General features: G+C 55.7%; 13 protein-coding genes and 2 tRNA genes. 8 read left to right on the top strand and 7 right to left on the bottom strand.

What is annotated here, in order from left to right:
• Positions 1–8: 8 nt before the first annotated feature.
• Positions 9–83 (top strand) — tRNA-Glu (locus tag ACR0L3_RS03925).
• Between the two features lie 22 nt (positions 84–105).
• Positions 106–180, top strand: a tRNA-Glu gene (locus tag ACR0L3_RS03920).
• Between the two features lie 121 nt (positions 181–301).
• Here the strand turns inward: ACR0L3_RS03920 and ACR0L3_RS03915 are convergent.
• Genes ACR0L3_RS03915 through ACR0L3_RS03885 form a run of 7 tightly spaced genes read right to left on the bottom strand, consistent with a single transcriptional unit; the run spans position 302 to position 7,688 of the window.
• Positions 302–2,143, bottom strand: coding sequence for a V-type ATP synthase subunit A (locus ACR0L3_RS03915; protein WP_480743808.1), 1,842 nt, complete (start codon positions 2,141–2,143; stop codon positions 302–304).
• Positions 2,140–2,832 carry a hypothetical protein gene (locus ACR0L3_RS03910; RefSeq protein ID WP_480743806.1) on the bottom strand — a complete coding sequence of 231 codons (693 nt, stop codon included), beginning with the start codon at positions 2,830–2,832 and terminating at the stop codon, positions 2,140–2,142. The genes ACR0L3_RS03915 and ACR0L3_RS03910 overlap by 4 nt, the downstream gene beginning before the upstream one ends.
• A gap of 1 nt (position 2,833) precedes the next feature.
• Positions 2,834–3,511: a hypothetical protein gene (locus ACR0L3_RS03905; RefSeq protein WP_480743805.1), complete on the bottom strand. Its 678-nt coding sequence runs from the start codon at positions 3,509–3,511 to the stop codon at positions 2,834–2,836.
• Positions 3,511–3,954: an ATP synthase subunit C gene (locus ACR0L3_RS03900; RefSeq protein WP_170324458.1), complete on the bottom strand. Its 444-nt coding sequence runs from the start codon at positions 3,952–3,954 to the stop codon at positions 3,511–3,513. The genes ACR0L3_RS03905 and ACR0L3_RS03900 overlap by 1 nt, the downstream gene beginning before the upstream one ends.
• Positions 3,951–5,747: a V-type ATP synthase subunit I gene (locus tag ACR0L3_RS03895; RefSeq protein WP_480743803.1), complete on the bottom strand. Its 1,797-nt coding sequence runs from the start codon at positions 5,745–5,747 to the stop codon at positions 3,951–3,953. Before ACR0L3_RS03895 ends, ACR0L3_RS03900 begins: the two co-directional genes overlap by 4 nt.
• Entirely contained in the window at positions 5,744–6,349 is a 606-nt protein-coding gene (locus ACR0L3_RS03890; RefSeq protein WP_480743801.1) for a V-type ATP synthase subunit D, read from the bottom strand. The genes ACR0L3_RS03895 and ACR0L3_RS03890 overlap by 4 nt, the downstream gene beginning before the upstream one ends.
• Positions 6,327–7,688, bottom strand: coding sequence for a V-type ATP synthase subunit B (locus tag ACR0L3_RS03885; RefSeq protein WP_480743800.1), 1,362 nt, complete (start codon positions 7,686–7,688; stop codon positions 6,327–6,329). The genes ACR0L3_RS03890 and ACR0L3_RS03885 overlap by 23 nt, the downstream gene beginning before the upstream one ends.
• 243 nt (positions 7,689–7,931) lie before the next feature.
• On the opposite strand from ACR0L3_RS03885, the gene ACR0L3_RS03880 reads away from it, so the two are divergent.
• The 6 genes from ACR0L3_RS03880 to ACR0L3_RS03855 all read left to right on the top strand — a co-directional run bounded on the left by ACR0L3_RS03880 (position 7,932) and on the right by ACR0L3_RS03855 (position 13,944).
• Positions 7,932–9,671 carry an ABC transporter substrate-binding protein gene (locus ACR0L3_RS03880; RefSeq protein WP_480743799.1) on the top strand — a complete coding sequence of 580 codons (1,740 nt, stop codon included), beginning with the start codon at positions 7,932–7,934 and terminating at the stop codon, positions 9,669–9,671.
• 81 nt (positions 9,672–9,752) lie between these two features.
• On the top strand, positions 9,753–10,802 hold the full coding sequence (locus ACR0L3_RS03875) for an ABC transporter ATP-binding protein (RefSeq protein WP_480743797.1): 1,050 nt from the start codon (positions 9,753–9,755) through the stop codon (positions 10,800–10,802).
• A 1-nt stretch (position 10,803) separates the two neighbouring features.
• Complete coding sequence (locus ACR0L3_RS03870) at positions 10,804–11,880, top strand: ABC transporter ATP-binding protein (protein ID WP_480743796.1); 1,077 nt, start codon at positions 10,804–10,806, stop codon at positions 11,878–11,880.
• Positions 11,877–12,740, top strand: a complete 864-nt coding sequence (locus tag ACR0L3_RS03865) for a carbohydrate ABC transporter permease (RefSeq protein ID WP_480743794.1) — start codon at positions 11,877–11,879, stop codon at positions 12,738–12,740. The genes ACR0L3_RS03870 and ACR0L3_RS03865 overlap by 4 nt, the downstream gene beginning before the upstream one ends.
• Positions 12,737–13,534 carry a carbohydrate ABC transporter permease gene (locus ACR0L3_RS03860; RefSeq protein ID WP_058280831.1) on the top strand — a complete coding sequence of 266 codons (798 nt, stop codon included), beginning with the start codon at positions 12,737–12,739 and terminating at the stop codon, positions 13,532–13,534. The genes ACR0L3_RS03865 and ACR0L3_RS03860 overlap by 4 nt, the downstream gene beginning before the upstream one ends.
• Before the next feature lie 8 nt (positions 13,535–13,542).
• Positions 13,543–13,944, top strand: coding sequence for a DUF2160 domain-containing protein (locus tag ACR0L3_RS03855; protein ID WP_480743793.1), 402 nt, complete (start codon positions 13,543–13,545; stop codon positions 13,942–13,944).
• Positions 13,945–14,006 lie beyond the last annotated feature (62 nt).

The raw sequence follows: 14,006 nt of genomic DNA, 5'->3' as shown, positions 1-14,006 counted from the left end.
GCCAGCGTGGCCCGTTCGTCTATCGGTTAGGACGCCAGGTTTTCAACCTGGAAAGAGGGGTTCGATTCCCCTACGGGCTACCACTTGTGCTTGTTTGGACCATTTGGCCCGTTCGTCTATCGGTTAGGACGCCAGGTTTTCAACCTGGAAAGAGGGGTTCGATTCCCCTACGGGCTACCACTACGTAAGTCCAGGACATCGGATTATTTAGCTGTGCAGAAAGACGCTGTCTGCAGAGTTTGATGTCATTTCCCAAAACCTAAATCCACCGTTTCGTATCGGTGCCTAAAACTGCTGTGTTTCAAATACCGAACTTGTCGCTGCAGAGGTCCTGAATTTGCCCCCAGATCGATTTGAACTCTGGTGTGTTTTCCGCCGCGTAGTGGAAGTTTTTCAGCAATCCGGTGAGTTGTGTAAACACCTGCCGAACATCAGCTTTATCCGTGAATTCGGCTGTTGATTGGGTCACATCATAGACCAGCTTGAATGTCATCTTCTGGCGCTCAAGTGGCACTGTTGCGTCGACTTTGTCGAAGGCATCCTGCTGTAAATAGACCATGTCCACGAACAGCGCCTTTTGTTGGGTGACGAAGTCGTCAATGGTGACGCCCTCTTCGCCCGTCACTTGCATCATCTGATCGACCTGTTCGCCTTTTTCGATCAAAGCCAGCAAATCACGAACCTTACCGGTCCAGCCGGGTTCGGCATTTTTATCGTACCACTCTGAAAGCTGGTCCGTGTAACGAGACCAACTGAGCATTGGGTCAACCGCAGGGTAGAACCGTTTGTAAGCACGCTCCGAAGAAAGGCCGAGGAAACACTTAACCGTCGAGAGGGTGGATTGTGTGACCGGCTCGTCAAAGTTACCACCTGCAGGTGAAACAGTACCGATCAAGGTTAAACTTCCTAGATCGCCGTCATTTGTCTTAACCGCCCCGGCGCGCTCGTACAGGCCCTTAATCGAGCTTTCCAAATACGCGGGAAAACCTTCCTCGCCGGGGATTTCTTCGAGCTTGCCGGACGTTTCGCGCATCGCTTGCGCCCAGCGACTGGTACTATCCGCAATCAGTAAAACGTCATAGCCCATCTGGCGGTAATACTCGCCCAGAGTAATGCCGGTGAAGATCGACGCCTCACGCGCGGCGACGGGCATTGAGGACGTATTGCAGATGATGATCGTTCGATCCATCAGGCTGCCGCCTGTGGACGGGTCAGTCATCTTGGGGAATTCGTGGATCGTCTCGACGACTTCACCGGCACGCTCTCCGCAAGCCACGACGATAACAATATCCACCTTGGCATTTCGCGCGATCAGGTTCTGCAACACTGTCTTGCCAGCACCGAAAGGCCCCGGAATACAGGCTGTGCCCCCGCGCGCGATGGGGAAGAAAGTGTCGATAAGACGCTGTGATGTCAAAACCGGTTCAGTTGGATACAGCCGTTCAGACAACGCGCGCTTGAGAATGCCCTCTGTTAACGGTCGCCGCACCGGCCATTTCTGCGCCAAGGTCAGGGTGTGTTCGCCGCCCTGCTCATCCTCAAGACGTGCGACGATGTCGTGGATCGTTGCCGCGCCCTTTTGGACCCAAACCACCTTGTAATCCCCTACCCAGTTAAACGGCAGCATGATCTTGTGGCTAAAGTGCCCCTCGGGCACGGTGCCAATGCTGTCGCCTGCTGTGACCGTGTCACCGACTTTTACTGTTGGGGTAAACGACCACTTGGACTGATCGTCTAGCGGAGCCACATCGGCCCCTCGTGGTAAGAATGTGCCGAACTCAGCAGCGACTTTGGGCAAAGGAGATTGCAACCCGTCAAACACCTGTCCCAGCAAACCCGGCCCCAGCTCAACTGACAGCAATTGCCCCGATTGCTCTACCGGGTCGCCTACGGCCACCCCATCGGTACTTTCATAGACCTGCACATCTGCTGTATCACCGCGCACACGTAGCACTTCAGCTTTCAATCTCTCCTGTCGTCCACTGGGACCCGAACGGGTCGGAAGAATGAACACAACCTCATTCTTGACCAATTGCCCGGGCTGGCCCGAAGCGTCGGGGTTGGCCTGAATTTGCACCAGCCCCTCTTGAACCGAAACGACGCGGGCTGTGGCGGTTTGTGTGGCGGAGGTTGGGGCTGTCATACGCTTGCTCCATCAAAGTCGATCTTGGCGGCGCTGGCCATGGCCTGCTGCGCCAGATGTTCAAATCTCTTAGCCGCGTCCTGCGCGTTGCTTTGCGCCCAGCGATCGAAAATGTTCCAAGTCAACACGTAGATCGCCACAGCTTCGAAATCGAAGTAGTGACGCCCGCTGTGTCGTTTAAGTTGCTTATGACTGATCGACAGAAGCAAACGTTCCAAACCCAATGGATCTTCTGCCTCCAGCAATTGTTTGGCCTCTTTGATCCACGGCATCGGCCCCTCCAATCGAAAGGTCGAGTCACTCCAATTTGCGGGTATATGGCGGCTCCAGCGTCCCATGCCAAACAATCCGGCAGGCGGGCTGCCTCCTTGTCTGCGCAGACGCAACGCGGCGATGACCGTGCGAAGGTCCATCCGTTCTATAAGCACTTTACGCAATGTCGGCTGCGGCACGTCCCGTAACGCTTTTTTACAGCGTGCGACAACCTGCGCGTCGCTGACACCCATGTCGTAATCGCTCCAATTCAGAGCGTTCTCCAACACTTTCAAAACCTGAGCATCCTCAACGGACAGCGCGCTCAGACGTCGGTCCAGCCGCAAGCGCGAAAGAGGCGGTTGTTTAGCAACAAACAACCGCTCGGACCCCGGCAGGCTGCTGATCAGCGCGATATATGCGTCGGGATCCGACATCTTACCGGATCACCCCTTCCAGCACAGCGCGGAAACGGGGCTGCAGATGTTCCATAAGCAATGAGGCCACGGCCTTGTCCGTCAAGTCCAGCACTACACCCTGATCTTCTGCCCGCACCCGAATGCCTCCTTGCGTATCGTCCGAGGCGTGCAATTCCACCTGTTCGCGCAACATTTCGGCGGTCAGGCCAAGCACATATTTAGTGAGCTTGCCGGATTGGATGTCGTCAGCGTTCTGTTTGATATCCTCTTGGGTCGCGATCTTGGTGGGCAGTATGACTTGCACTTTGCCGTCAAGGTTGGCCCCTTCAGCGGCACGTCCCACGACCTCGAGGATCATCTGTTTCAAAAGGTCTGGGTCAGCCATTTCCTTGGTGACAAGACGTTCAACATCTTCGCGAAACCGATCCGTCAGCCCAGCCTTCATCGTTAGAACCGCGTCTCGCATGGCCGTATTCAGCGCTTCTTCTCCGGCCGCGCGATAACTGTCGGACTCGCTGCGCGCTTTCTTCTGATACTCATCCGCTTCGTGCTTGGCATCAGCAAGAATTTTGGCAGCCTCAGCCTTTGCATCTGCCCGCAATTTATCTGCGTCTGCCTGCCCCGCTGCCACTCCGTCGTTTCGTAGCTTGTCGATCAGAGCGTCCACACCGTGCGAGATCATACCATCCTGTGCCATCAGCTAATCCCCGCGCTAATGACCAAGGCAAAGACAAAAGCGAAAACGCCGAAACCTTCGATAATCGCAGCAGGTGCCAGCGATAGACCGAAGATTTCTGGTTTTTCCTTGGTCGCGTTGATCGCTGCGGCGCATGCTCGGCCCTGCCAGATGCCGCAGTACATCAACGCGATACCCGACAGGATACCAATCCCGAATAGGCCACCCGCATTTTCAGGTGTTACGTCGCGGTTCAGGGTGAACATGATCACGATGCCGTAAATCACCATGGTCGACGGAAAGGCCGAGACACCTACAAACCGGCCATAGCCGCCCTCAGTTTCGGTCATCGCGCCGATACTGGCCATTCCTGCAATGGAACAGCCAATCGCGCTGGCTGCGGCGCCCAACGCCATGGGTGCGTAAATCCCCAACCAACCCAATGTCAAAACAAGCTCATTCATTCCTGAACCTCCTTGCGGGCGAACGGACGAAAGACGATGCCTTCGTCCAGCAAACCCCATTTAAAGAATTCGATGTAATTGAGACGTAAACCGTGGACGACGCCGCTCATCATTGCGAGGGCGAAGTTCAGGATGTGACCGATGATCAGGATCAACAGCGCGAACAGAATACCCGGCCCTTTCAAAGCATGCATCACAGACACGGCGAGATCGTTGAAGGTGATCGCAAGCGAGGCCGAAGCCAATCCCAGCGCAAACAGGCGCATATAGCTGAGCACATCTCCAAACGCTCCCATTGCCCCGGCCAAACCCTGCAGTCCTTCGATCAAGCGCCACAGCCAGTCGATTGGCTTTTTCATCTCGCGTTCGCTTGAAAACAGAAGAATAGCCAAAATGCCCACGCCCAGTAGCACTGCACCTGGCGTCGTAGAGTTCCCTTTCATATAACTGAGCCACAGCACGAACCCGCCGATCAAAGCCGCAATCCAACCCAGATTGGCAATCGCCTTACGCTGCCCCCAAGCTGCACGCGCGGCCAAAGCGTTAGCCAGTACCAAATGCAGAACGCCGACGACAATCGAAACCATCATCATGGCTCCGAAGTTATTGAGGTCGAGTATTTTGATTTTTGCCAGGATTGATCCGTCGGGTGGAGATACACCGAAGTAACTTCCGACCAAGGCTCCGTACAGGATCGTTGCGCCTGAAATGATCAACCCGTACCGCCACCAAGAGCGTTGCCCGGCTGATGCGTCCATACGTTTCCAGAACAGTAATAGGCCCAACAGAATTACCACGCCGTAACCAGCATCAGCCACGATCATTGCGAAAAAAAATGCAAATGAGGCCGCGACTATGACGCTTGGGTCCCAATCCTTGTATCCGGGCACTTGATAAAACAACGCCAAGTCTACCGCAGCGCTACGTTTTTCCGGTTGCTCAAGCAGCGTCGGCGGGGCGTCTTCGGGACGTGGGTCTTCGATCAGAACCGCCGCATCCTTGGCCTGTGCCATGTCCAAAACGGCGTCAATACGATCCTCCGGCACCCATCCCTGGAGGGCGAACATCGCCTCTTCATCCCGAACCTTTTGTGTCGCATGGGCCAGTTCCGCCGCACTTTCCGCCGCCGAGAGGTTGCGCCGCATCAATGTCAAATATCTGGTTTGCGCGACGCGCTCCGCCTCAAGTGCTTCAATCGCGATCTCAGCTTCTTCGAACTGCGCCTCAAGCTCATGAACCGGCAGCGATCCCGTATGTGTACGCGGTACGGGCAGGATGTCGTCCGCAGGCTCTTCAGGCGCGATTAGGACGGCATAGACGAAACGATTATCCTGGCCCAGAATGGCCCAAGGCAGCGCCAGATTATCTAAAGCTCCGCGATGTTTTACAGGCAGTTGATAGAACCACAGCCGGTTGCCCGCCAATACGTCGTCAGGAGGGAAATCAAGATCACCCCACGGCCTAACCTGAGCAATACGATGGCCCAGAAAATCTCGTCTGTCGGACGTATCGCGGATACGTTGCATTAGATCCATCACGTCCTTGACAAACTGGTCCATGTCAAAGTCGGGATCGCGTTGAATCTGACGGCGCGGCTCGGGCACATCTGATAGGAAACGCAATGCTTTGTAAGCGTTTCTTGCACCGCGTTCGCTGATCTTTTCCGGCTCGGCCGGCGGGGCGGCCAATGGTAGCACATGCATACACCCCAATTCCTGCAACGCCTCAAGCGTGTCGGTCTTCTGATCTGCGCGACCAACCAGTGAAAGTTTTTTCAGACGCGCAACACTCATGTCACCGCCTCTTGCGCGTGTTTACGCTTTGAGATTTTCGAGCGCACGACAGCCTGCATCTGCTCATCGCTCAGGTAGATGCGAATTCTCTTGATATTGGCCTTGGCGCGCGGGATCAGAACCTTTTCGAACAGATTCACCCTTTGCGTGATAGTGGCGACGGCCTTATCGAAAATCTTCACCCGCTCCTCGGCCACTTTGACCCGTAAGCGCGCCTCGATCATGTCATGCAGCAGCTTCGCGGCGGAATCGACCCAATGGGGTTTTGCCAGCAGCGAATAAGGCCGCACCGCAACCTCTATCCGATCCAGCGCCGGCATTTTGACGCCAACCACGTTGACCTCTTTTACATGGTAGTCCTTGAGCTGGACCAAACCGTCCAGATCAATGCCCTGCTGCGCCAACATAGGCAGCTTTGCCCCAACCTGTTGCGCCAGTTCCTGCACCTCATCCTCAAGACGCTTTACATCTGCGCGGGCTTTAGCGCGTTCAGCCATCAACTGTTGACGCTTGAGGTCCAGCGAAGGCAAGAACCGCTCATAGGTTTTCAGCTGCGTCTGCTGACGGGCCAGCGACGATTTATTCAGCTGCAACCGCGCCATTAGCATCCTTTGGGAAATACTTGTCGACCAGAGCCTGCTTCATCAAAAGTTGCTCGGGCGCAAAACACTCGGCCAGCGTTTTCCAACCAAGATCCAGTGCTTCCTCCAACGGGATCGAAACGTTGATATCCATGAACCGCTTGCGGAAAAGGCTGCCGAATTTCAGCAATTGATGATCGTAGTCTGACAGATCAAATGCCATCGCCTGTTTTTGCGCGGCATCACGGCTTTCCGAATAAAACCGGATCATAGTGTTCATGATCTGACCGTGATCTTCCCGGGTGGTTTTACCGATTACGTTCTGCTTGAGGCGCGAAAGACTGCCGAACGGATCGATCACGCCGGAATGCAGATAGAACTGCCCCTCGGTGATATAGCCAGTATTGTCCGGCACAGGGTGGGTCACGTCGTTGCCGGGCATTGTCGTAACGGTTAGCACCGTCACCGACCCGCCCTTGGCATAGTCGCATGCTTTCTCATAACGGCGCGCAAGCTGCGAATAGAGATCGCCCATATAGCCACGCTGTGAAGGTACGCGTTCCTGACTGATGCCAACTTCTTTCATCGCGTCCGCAAAGGCAGTCATGTCGGTCAACAAAACCAGTACGCGTTTACCTTCCTCCACCGCGAATTTTTCGGCGACGGCCAGTGCCATGTCGGGAACAAGCAGACGCTCGACAAGAGGGTCCATGGCCTGATTGACGAACATTACCGTCCTGGAGAACACACCCGCATCCTCAAAAGATGTCCGGAAGGTGTGGTAGTCATCGAAGATCAGACCCAACCCGCCAAAAACCACAATGTCGGCATCAGCTTGAATACCGATTCGGCTGAGGAAGGCGTTAAACGGCTCGCCCGAGACGGAAAAGATCGGAATTTTCTGGCTTTCAACCAGCGTGTTGAACACGTCGATCATAGGTACATCAGTGCGGATCATCTTATTCGGAACCGCGCGTTCAGCCGGGTTCACTGTCGGGCCGCCGATGTCGATTCGAGGTTCTGACGCCAAGTCCGGCCCGCCATCAATCGCCACACCTGCCCCATCGAAAACACGGCCCAAAATGTTTGAAGAATACGGCGTCTGCATCGGGTGACCCAGAAAGGTTGCGGTCGCCTCGGTCGAGATTCCCTTGGTGCCCGAGAACACCTGCAAAGTTACGACATCACGGTCAATGAATATCGCTTGCGCAAGGGTTTTGTGGCCATCGACCGTCTCAATTACCGCCAGGTCATTGAAACGAACCGCCGCGCCAAAGGCCCCGTCCATCGGCACCCTGACCTTGATCGTGTCCCCTACGATTTCTAGTACACGCGTGTATTTCAACAGACTCTGGGACATTACCTATCCTCATCCGTCTAAGTGAATTTCGCTAGTCTTTGCCACGGTGTTTAGCGGCATTTTTTACAGTATTGGTTGCAGCTTACAACGAATTCAGGAATTGGCAACCGAGGAGAAGTTCGCGCTTGGAAATCGCTAAAAATCTCAATTACTAAAAATTTAGTTTGACAGATACGCAAAAAATCGCTGATGCTTATCGCCATCCGGTTCGCGCCGGAAACCATAATCTTTGGGAGGAGACAGATGCGGAGACATCTACTTTCCGCAGTGGCGGCGGCTGCCGTCATTGCGGGGCATGGTCCTGCTTGGGCCGACGAAGCCGCAGCACAACGTTGGATTGACGACGAATTCCAGCCATCGACCCTGTCGAAAGACGAACAGATGAGCGAGATGAAGTGGTTCATCGAGGCTGCACAACCCTATGCTGGTATGGAAATCAACGTCCTGTCCGAAGGCATCCCGACCCACTCGTACGAGTCCGAGGTTCTAACCAAGGCCTTCGAGGAAATCACCGGCATCAAGGTCAACCACCAGATCCTTGGTGAGGGCGAAGTGGTTCAGGCCGTACAAACCCAGATGCAGACAGGTCGGAACCTGTATGACGGCTATGTCAACGACAGTGACCTGATCGGTACGCACTCGCGCCTGCAACTGGCTTACCCGCTGACCGACATGATGGAAGGTGATTGGGCCGCGACAACCTCGCCGACGCTGGATCTGGATGACTTCATGGGCATTCAGTTCACCACAGGTCCTGACGGCAAGCTGTACCAGCTGCCGGACCAGCAATTCGCGAACCTCTACTGGTTCCGCAAGGACTGGTTCGATGACGAAGACAACAAGGCAGCCTTCAAAGAGAAGTACGGCTACGATCTAGGCGTTCCGGTCAACTGGTCGGCCTATGAGGACATCGCCGAGTTCTTCACCAATGATGTGAAGGAAGTCGATGGTGTGACCATCTATGGCCACATGGACTATGGCAAACGCGCGCCTGACCTTGGTTGGCGAATGACGGACGCCTGGCTTTCGATGGCAGGTGCCGGCGACGTGGGCGAGCCGAACGGCGTTCCTGTCGACGAATGGGGCATCCGCATGGAAGCGGGCACCTGTAATCCCGTTGGTGCATCTGTATCCCGCGGTGGCGCCGCAAACGGTCCGGCTGCGGTCTATGCGATCCGCAAATGGGACGAATGGCTGCGGGCCTACGCGCCTCCGGGTGCAGCGTCTTATGACTTCTACCAGTCACTACCGGCTCTTAGCCAAGGCAACGTGGCCCAGCAGATCTTCTGGTACACTGCCTTTACCGCCGACATGGTGAAGCCGAAGTCCGAAGGCAACAACACCGTGGATGACGAAGGCACGCCGCTATGGCGCATGGCGCCCAGCCCGCATGGCCCCTATTGGGAAGAAGGCCAGAAGGTTGGCTATCAGGACGTGGGTTCATGGACCTTCCTGAAATCGACCCCCGAGGATCGTGCGCAGGCGGCTTGGCTCTACGCTCAGTTCGTGACCTCCAAGACTGTCGATGTGAAAAAGTCCCACGTGGGTCTGACCTTCATCCGCGACAGCTCGGTTAACCACGAGTCGTTCACCGAACGCGCACCCAAGCTGGGTGGTCTGGTCGAGTTCTACCGCTCGCCCGACCGTGTGGCATGGTCGCCGACTGGCATCAACGTGCCGGACTATCCGAAGCTGGCCCAGATCTGGTGGCAGCAGATCGGTGACGTGAACTCGGGGGCTTTCACCCCGCAAGAGGCGATGGACCGTCTGGCCGAAGAAATGGACATCACCATGGGCCGTATGCAGGCTGCGGACGAAAGCGCTGGTGTCTACGGTGGCTGTGGCCCGCGCCTAAACGAGCCGCAAGACCCTGAGTTCTGGCTGGAGAAAGCGGGTTCGCCCAAGGCCAAGCTTGAGAACGAAAAGCCGCAGGGCCAGACCGTCAACTATGACGAACTGGTGGCGCGCTGGCAGTCTCAGTAAGCCATGAAAACCGGGGGTGCCGACTTCGGCATCCCCATCCCAAGACCAGTGCGACGCACTGAAGGATCGGAACTCACGGACATGATCGAAATTCAAAACGCCACCAAACGGGTTGGCAATGTCATCCATATCAAACCCACGACTCTGACGCTTCAGACTGGCCATTTCAATGTGCTGCTGGGCGCAACCGGATCGGGCAAGACCTCTTTGATCAAGTTGATGGCTGGGTTGGACCCGATCGCCTCTGGCAAAGTCTTCATGGATGGGCAGGACGTCACAAAGCTGAACACGCAGAAGCGGCAGATCAGCCTCGTACACCAGTTCTTCGTGAACTACCCACATATGACGGTATTCGACAACATTGCTTCGCCCCTACGTGTAGCAGGTATGGCGAAGTCCGAGATCGAAGGTCGCGTGGAAGAAGCAGCCGACTTACTGCAACTTCGCCCAATGCTGCACCGACGCCCGCATGAGCTGTCGGGCGGGCAACAACAACGAACCGCATTGGCCCGCGCAATCGCAAAAGAGAGCCGAGCAGTGTTCCTGGATGAGCCGCTGGCGAACCTCGACTACAAGCTGCGTGAAGAATTGCGAGAACAGCTTCCTGACTTGTTTGCCGGGCGTGGTGCCGTGGTGGTTTATGCAACCTCGGAACCCGAAGAGGCACTTTTGTTGGGCGGTCACACAGCCCTGATGGAGGACGGCCGCGTCACTCAATTTGGGCCTACCGCCGATATCTATCGCAATCCCGAAAACCTCGCTGCCGCGCGCGTGTTTTCGGACCCTCCAATCAATGTATCGCGCATCACGGTATCCGGTGCTCAGGCGCAGTTGGCAGGCGGCGGTGGCTGGTCTGTTACTGATATGGCCGATGGAGAGTACATGGTTGCTGTGCGCCCACACCGGGTCACACCGTTCCGCACTTCTGACACTGATGTGGAACTGACTGGGCGCGTGATCGTAACAGAACTGTCCGGATCAGATTCGAGTGCGCATTTCCAGCATGGTGAAGATGCTTGGGTATCGTTGGCTGCTGGCGTGCATCCCTATCAGGTTGGCGAGAACCACAGTTTTTACATGAACCCGGCCCATTGTCGGTATTTCGGCCAAGACGGCCAAAGGGTGGCCTGACATGGCACAGATCAAGCTTTCAAACCTGCGGCACAGCTACATGCCCGCGCCAAAAAGCCCGGAAGACTATGCCCTGAAGGAGATCGACGTAACGTGGCGCGACGGTGGCGCATATGCACTGCTTGGCCCTTCGGGCTGCGGCAAGTCTACGTTGCTGAATATCATTTCAGGTCTGTTGACGCCGTCCGAAGGGCAAATCCTGTTCGACGGACGTGACGTCACCGCCCTGCCCCCGGACCAGCGCAATATCGCGCAGGTGTTTCAGTTCCCGGTGATCTACGACACGATGACCGTCGGCGAAAACCTGGCCTTTCCTTTGAAAAACCGTGGCGTCGATCCTGAAAAGATTAAGCGCCGCGTTGATGAGATCGCCGAAATGCTGGACGTCACGGATATGCTGAACACACGCGCCAGCGGTCTGAGCCCGGATAACAAGCAAAAGATTTCAATGGGGCGCGGACTGGTGCGCGATGATGTGAACGCGGTGATGTTTGATGAACCGCTGACTGTGATCGACCCGCATTTGAAATGGAAGCTGCGCTCGAAGCTGAAAGAGCTGCATCAGCGCGTCAAAGCTACGATGATCTATGTGACCCACGACCAGACCGAGGCGTTGACCTTCGCGGATGAAGTCGTGGTGATGCAAGAAGGTGAAGTCGTCCAGATCGGTACGCCGGTGGAACTGTTCGAACGCCCTCAGCATACTTTTGTTGGCCATTTCATCGGCTCTCCCGGCATGAACGTTCTGCCCTGCGAAACCAAAGGCGACCGAGCTGTGTTCGAAGGACACGAGGTGATGCTTGAAGGTCCGACGCAAGGCGACGGAGGTCTCACCCATCTGGGCATCCGCCCCGAATACGTGGGCTTTGGCGACGCGGGCATCCCGGCACATGTAACGAAGGTTTCGGACATTGGGCGCCACTATGTGGTCAGCGCAATGGTTGGCAATACCGCCCTCAAGGCCGTGACGGAACATGAGGTTCCCGAGCCTGGATCGCAAGTCTTCCTGCAATTCAAACCAGAACAATCCCGCGTCTACCGCGACGGCTGGATCGCAACCGAGGAGCGGGCGCAATGAGAACGGAAAACCAAAAGGCATGGTTCTTTGTCCTGCCGGTGTTGGCGCTGGTAGCGTTCAACGCGCTGGTGCCGATGATGACGGTGGTCAACTACTCGGTGCAGGAAACCTTTGGTAACAACCAGTTCTTCTGGGAAGGGCTAGGTTGGTTCGAACAAATCCTACGCTCGGACCGTTTTCAGGCCGCTCTAGGACGACAATTCCTGTTTACTTTCTTGATCTTGCTGATCGAAGTTCCACTGGGGATTATCGTGGCCTTGTCGATGCCACGCAAAGGGTTCTGGGTGCCCGTCTGTCTGGTGCTGATGGCTCTTCCGATGCTGATCCCGTGGAACGTCGTCGGTTCAATGTGGAACATCTTTACACTGCCGAAAATCGGTCTGATGGGTTACTTCCTGAATGACTTTCTGGGCATCAACTATGACATGACGCAACAGCCGTTGTCTGCCTGGATCACCATCGTCATAATGGATGTCTGGCACTGGACTTCGTTGGTCGTCTTGCTGTGCTATGCGGGTCTCGTGTCGATCCCCGATGCCTATTATCAGGCCGCCAAGATCGACGGTGCCAGCCCCTGGTCGGTGTTCCGCTATATCCAGTTGCCCAAGATGAAAACCGTCCTGACCATCGCTGTACTGCTGCGCTTTATGGACAGTTTTAACATCTATACCGAGCCCTTCGTTCTGACCGGCGGCGGCCCCGGCAACTCAACCACCTTGCTGTCGATCGACCTGGTGAAGATCGCGCTGGGACAGTTCGACCTCGGCCCTGCAGCCGCGATGAGCCTGATCTACTTCGCCATCACGCTGCTGGTCAGCTGGGTCTTCTACACTCTGATGACAAAGGATGACGCGCAATGAAGAAGCGGTCTCTTATCCCGATCCTCTATATCGCGTTCCTGATGCTGCCGATCTATTGGCTAGTGGCGATGTCCTTCAAGACCACGAACGAGATCCTGTCGGGCTTTTCCCTGTTTCCCCAGACCTTCACGCTGGAAAACTACATCACCATCTTTACCGATCCAACATGGTATTGGGGCTACATCAACTCGATCATTTATGTGACAATTAACACGGTGCTTTCGGTTTGTGTCGCGTTGCCTGCGGCTTATGCGTTCTCACGCTATAGATTCCTTGGCGACAAGCAGCTGTTCTTCTGGCTGCTGACAAACCGGATGGCCCCAGCTGCGGTATTCGCGCTGCCGTTCTTCCAGCTTTATTCGTCGATCCACCTGTTCGACACTTATCTGGCCGTGGCGCTGGCACACACGCTGTTCAACGTGCCGCTGGCGGTGTGGATTTTGGAAGGCTTCATGCGCGGCATCCCGAAGGAACTGGACGAGACGGCCTATGTTGACGGCTACTCTTTCCCCCGCTTCTTTGTGACGATCTTTTTGCCGAACATCAAAGCGGGCGTGGGTGTGGCGGCGTTCTTCTGCTTCATGTTCTCATGGGTTGAGATGCTGCTTGCCAAGACCCTGACCGCAGTCGAAGCTAAACCCATCGCTGCCGTGATGACCCGCACAGCATCCAGCGCGGGATATGAGCTGGGCCTGCTCGCCGCAGCCGGGACGCTCACCATCATCCCCGGCGCCATCGTCATCTGGTTTGTTCGCAATTACATCGCGCGTGGTTTCGCGATGGGACGTGTGTGAGGTTCAATATGCGTAAAATTCTTCTCACCCTCCCTTTCTTTCCGTCCATGGCTGTTGCCCAACAAGCCGGTTGGGGCTCTGTCGGCCAGCAAGAGGAAAAAGGGTTTTCCTGGACCGATCCTCTGTGGCCCGACTTCTGGATGGCCTGGACCCCAGCAACGCTGGCACTGTTCGTCGGGATCTTCTCGGCAATCGCCCTGATCGGGGTACTCGAAGGTTTCAAATACCGCGATGGGATCGAACGACGCGGCGTTCTGGGCCTGACGACCACGCTGGGTGACCGTCTGTTCATCACGCTTCTGGGATCGGCCTATATCTTCCTGGCCTGGCTTGGACTGGTGGGCCAACCGGTTTGGACGCCACTTTTCCTGTCCATCGGGTGGGGTATTTTCGTCTTCTGGAAAGTTTGAGCTTTGCGAAACAGCGAAAGGATGCTTGTCTGTCAGGCATACTAAAAAATGCGACACGAAAG

Source organism: Ruegeria sp. CK1, from assembly GCF_056536545.1.
The sequence above is the reverse complement of the archived record's forward strand: the minus strand, read 5'-3'. Positions and strand labels throughout refer to the sequence as shown.

Coding starts and splice junctions, on each gene's coding strand:
- ACR0L3_RS03915 (WP_480743808.1), bottom strand. CDS start 2,143: ATGACAGCCCCAACCTCCGCCACACAAACCGCCACAGCCCGCGTCGTT.
- ACR0L3_RS03910 (WP_480743806.1), bottom strand. CDS start 2,832: ATGTCGGATCCCGACGCATATATCGCGCTGATCAGCAGCCTGCCGGGG.
- ACR0L3_RS03905 (WP_480743805.1), bottom strand. CDS start 3,511: ATGGCACAGGATGGTATGATCTCGCACGGTGTGGACGCTCTGATCGAC.
- ACR0L3_RS03900 (WP_170324458.1), bottom strand. CDS start 3,954: ATGAATGAGCTTGTTTTGACATTGGGTTGGTTGGGGATTTACGCACCC.
- ACR0L3_RS03895 (WP_480743803.1), bottom strand. CDS start 5,747: ATGAGTGTTGCGCGTCTGAAAAAACTTTCACTGGTTGGTCGCGCAGAT.
- ACR0L3_RS03890 (WP_480743801.1), bottom strand. CDS start 6,349: ATGGCGCGGTTGCAGCTGAATAAATCGTCGCTGGCCCGTCAGCAGACG.
- ACR0L3_RS03885 (WP_480743800.1), bottom strand. CDS start 7,688: ATGTCCCAGAGTCTGTTGAAATACACGCGTGTACTAGAAATCGTAGGG.
- ACR0L3_RS03880 (WP_480743799.1), top strand. CDS start 7,932: ATGCGGAGACATCTACTTTCCGCAGTGGCGGCGGCTGCCGTCATTGCG.
- ACR0L3_RS03875 (WP_480743797.1), top strand. CDS start 9,753: ATGATCGAAATTCAAAACGCCACCAAACGGGTTGGCAATGTCATCCAT.
- ACR0L3_RS03870 (WP_480743796.1), top strand. CDS start 10,804: ATGGCACAGATCAAGCTTTCAAACCTGCGGCACAGCTACATGCCCGCG.
- ACR0L3_RS03865 (WP_480743794.1), top strand. CDS start 11,877: ATGAGAACGGAAAACCAAAAGGCATGGTTCTTTGTCCTGCCGGTGTTG.
- ACR0L3_RS03860 (WP_058280831.1), top strand. CDS start 12,737: ATGAAGAAGCGGTCTCTTATCCCGATCCTCTATATCGCGTTCCTGATG.
- ACR0L3_RS03855 (WP_480743793.1), top strand. CDS start 13,543: ATGCGTAAAATTCTTCTCACCCTCCCTTTCTTTCCGTCCATGGCTGTT.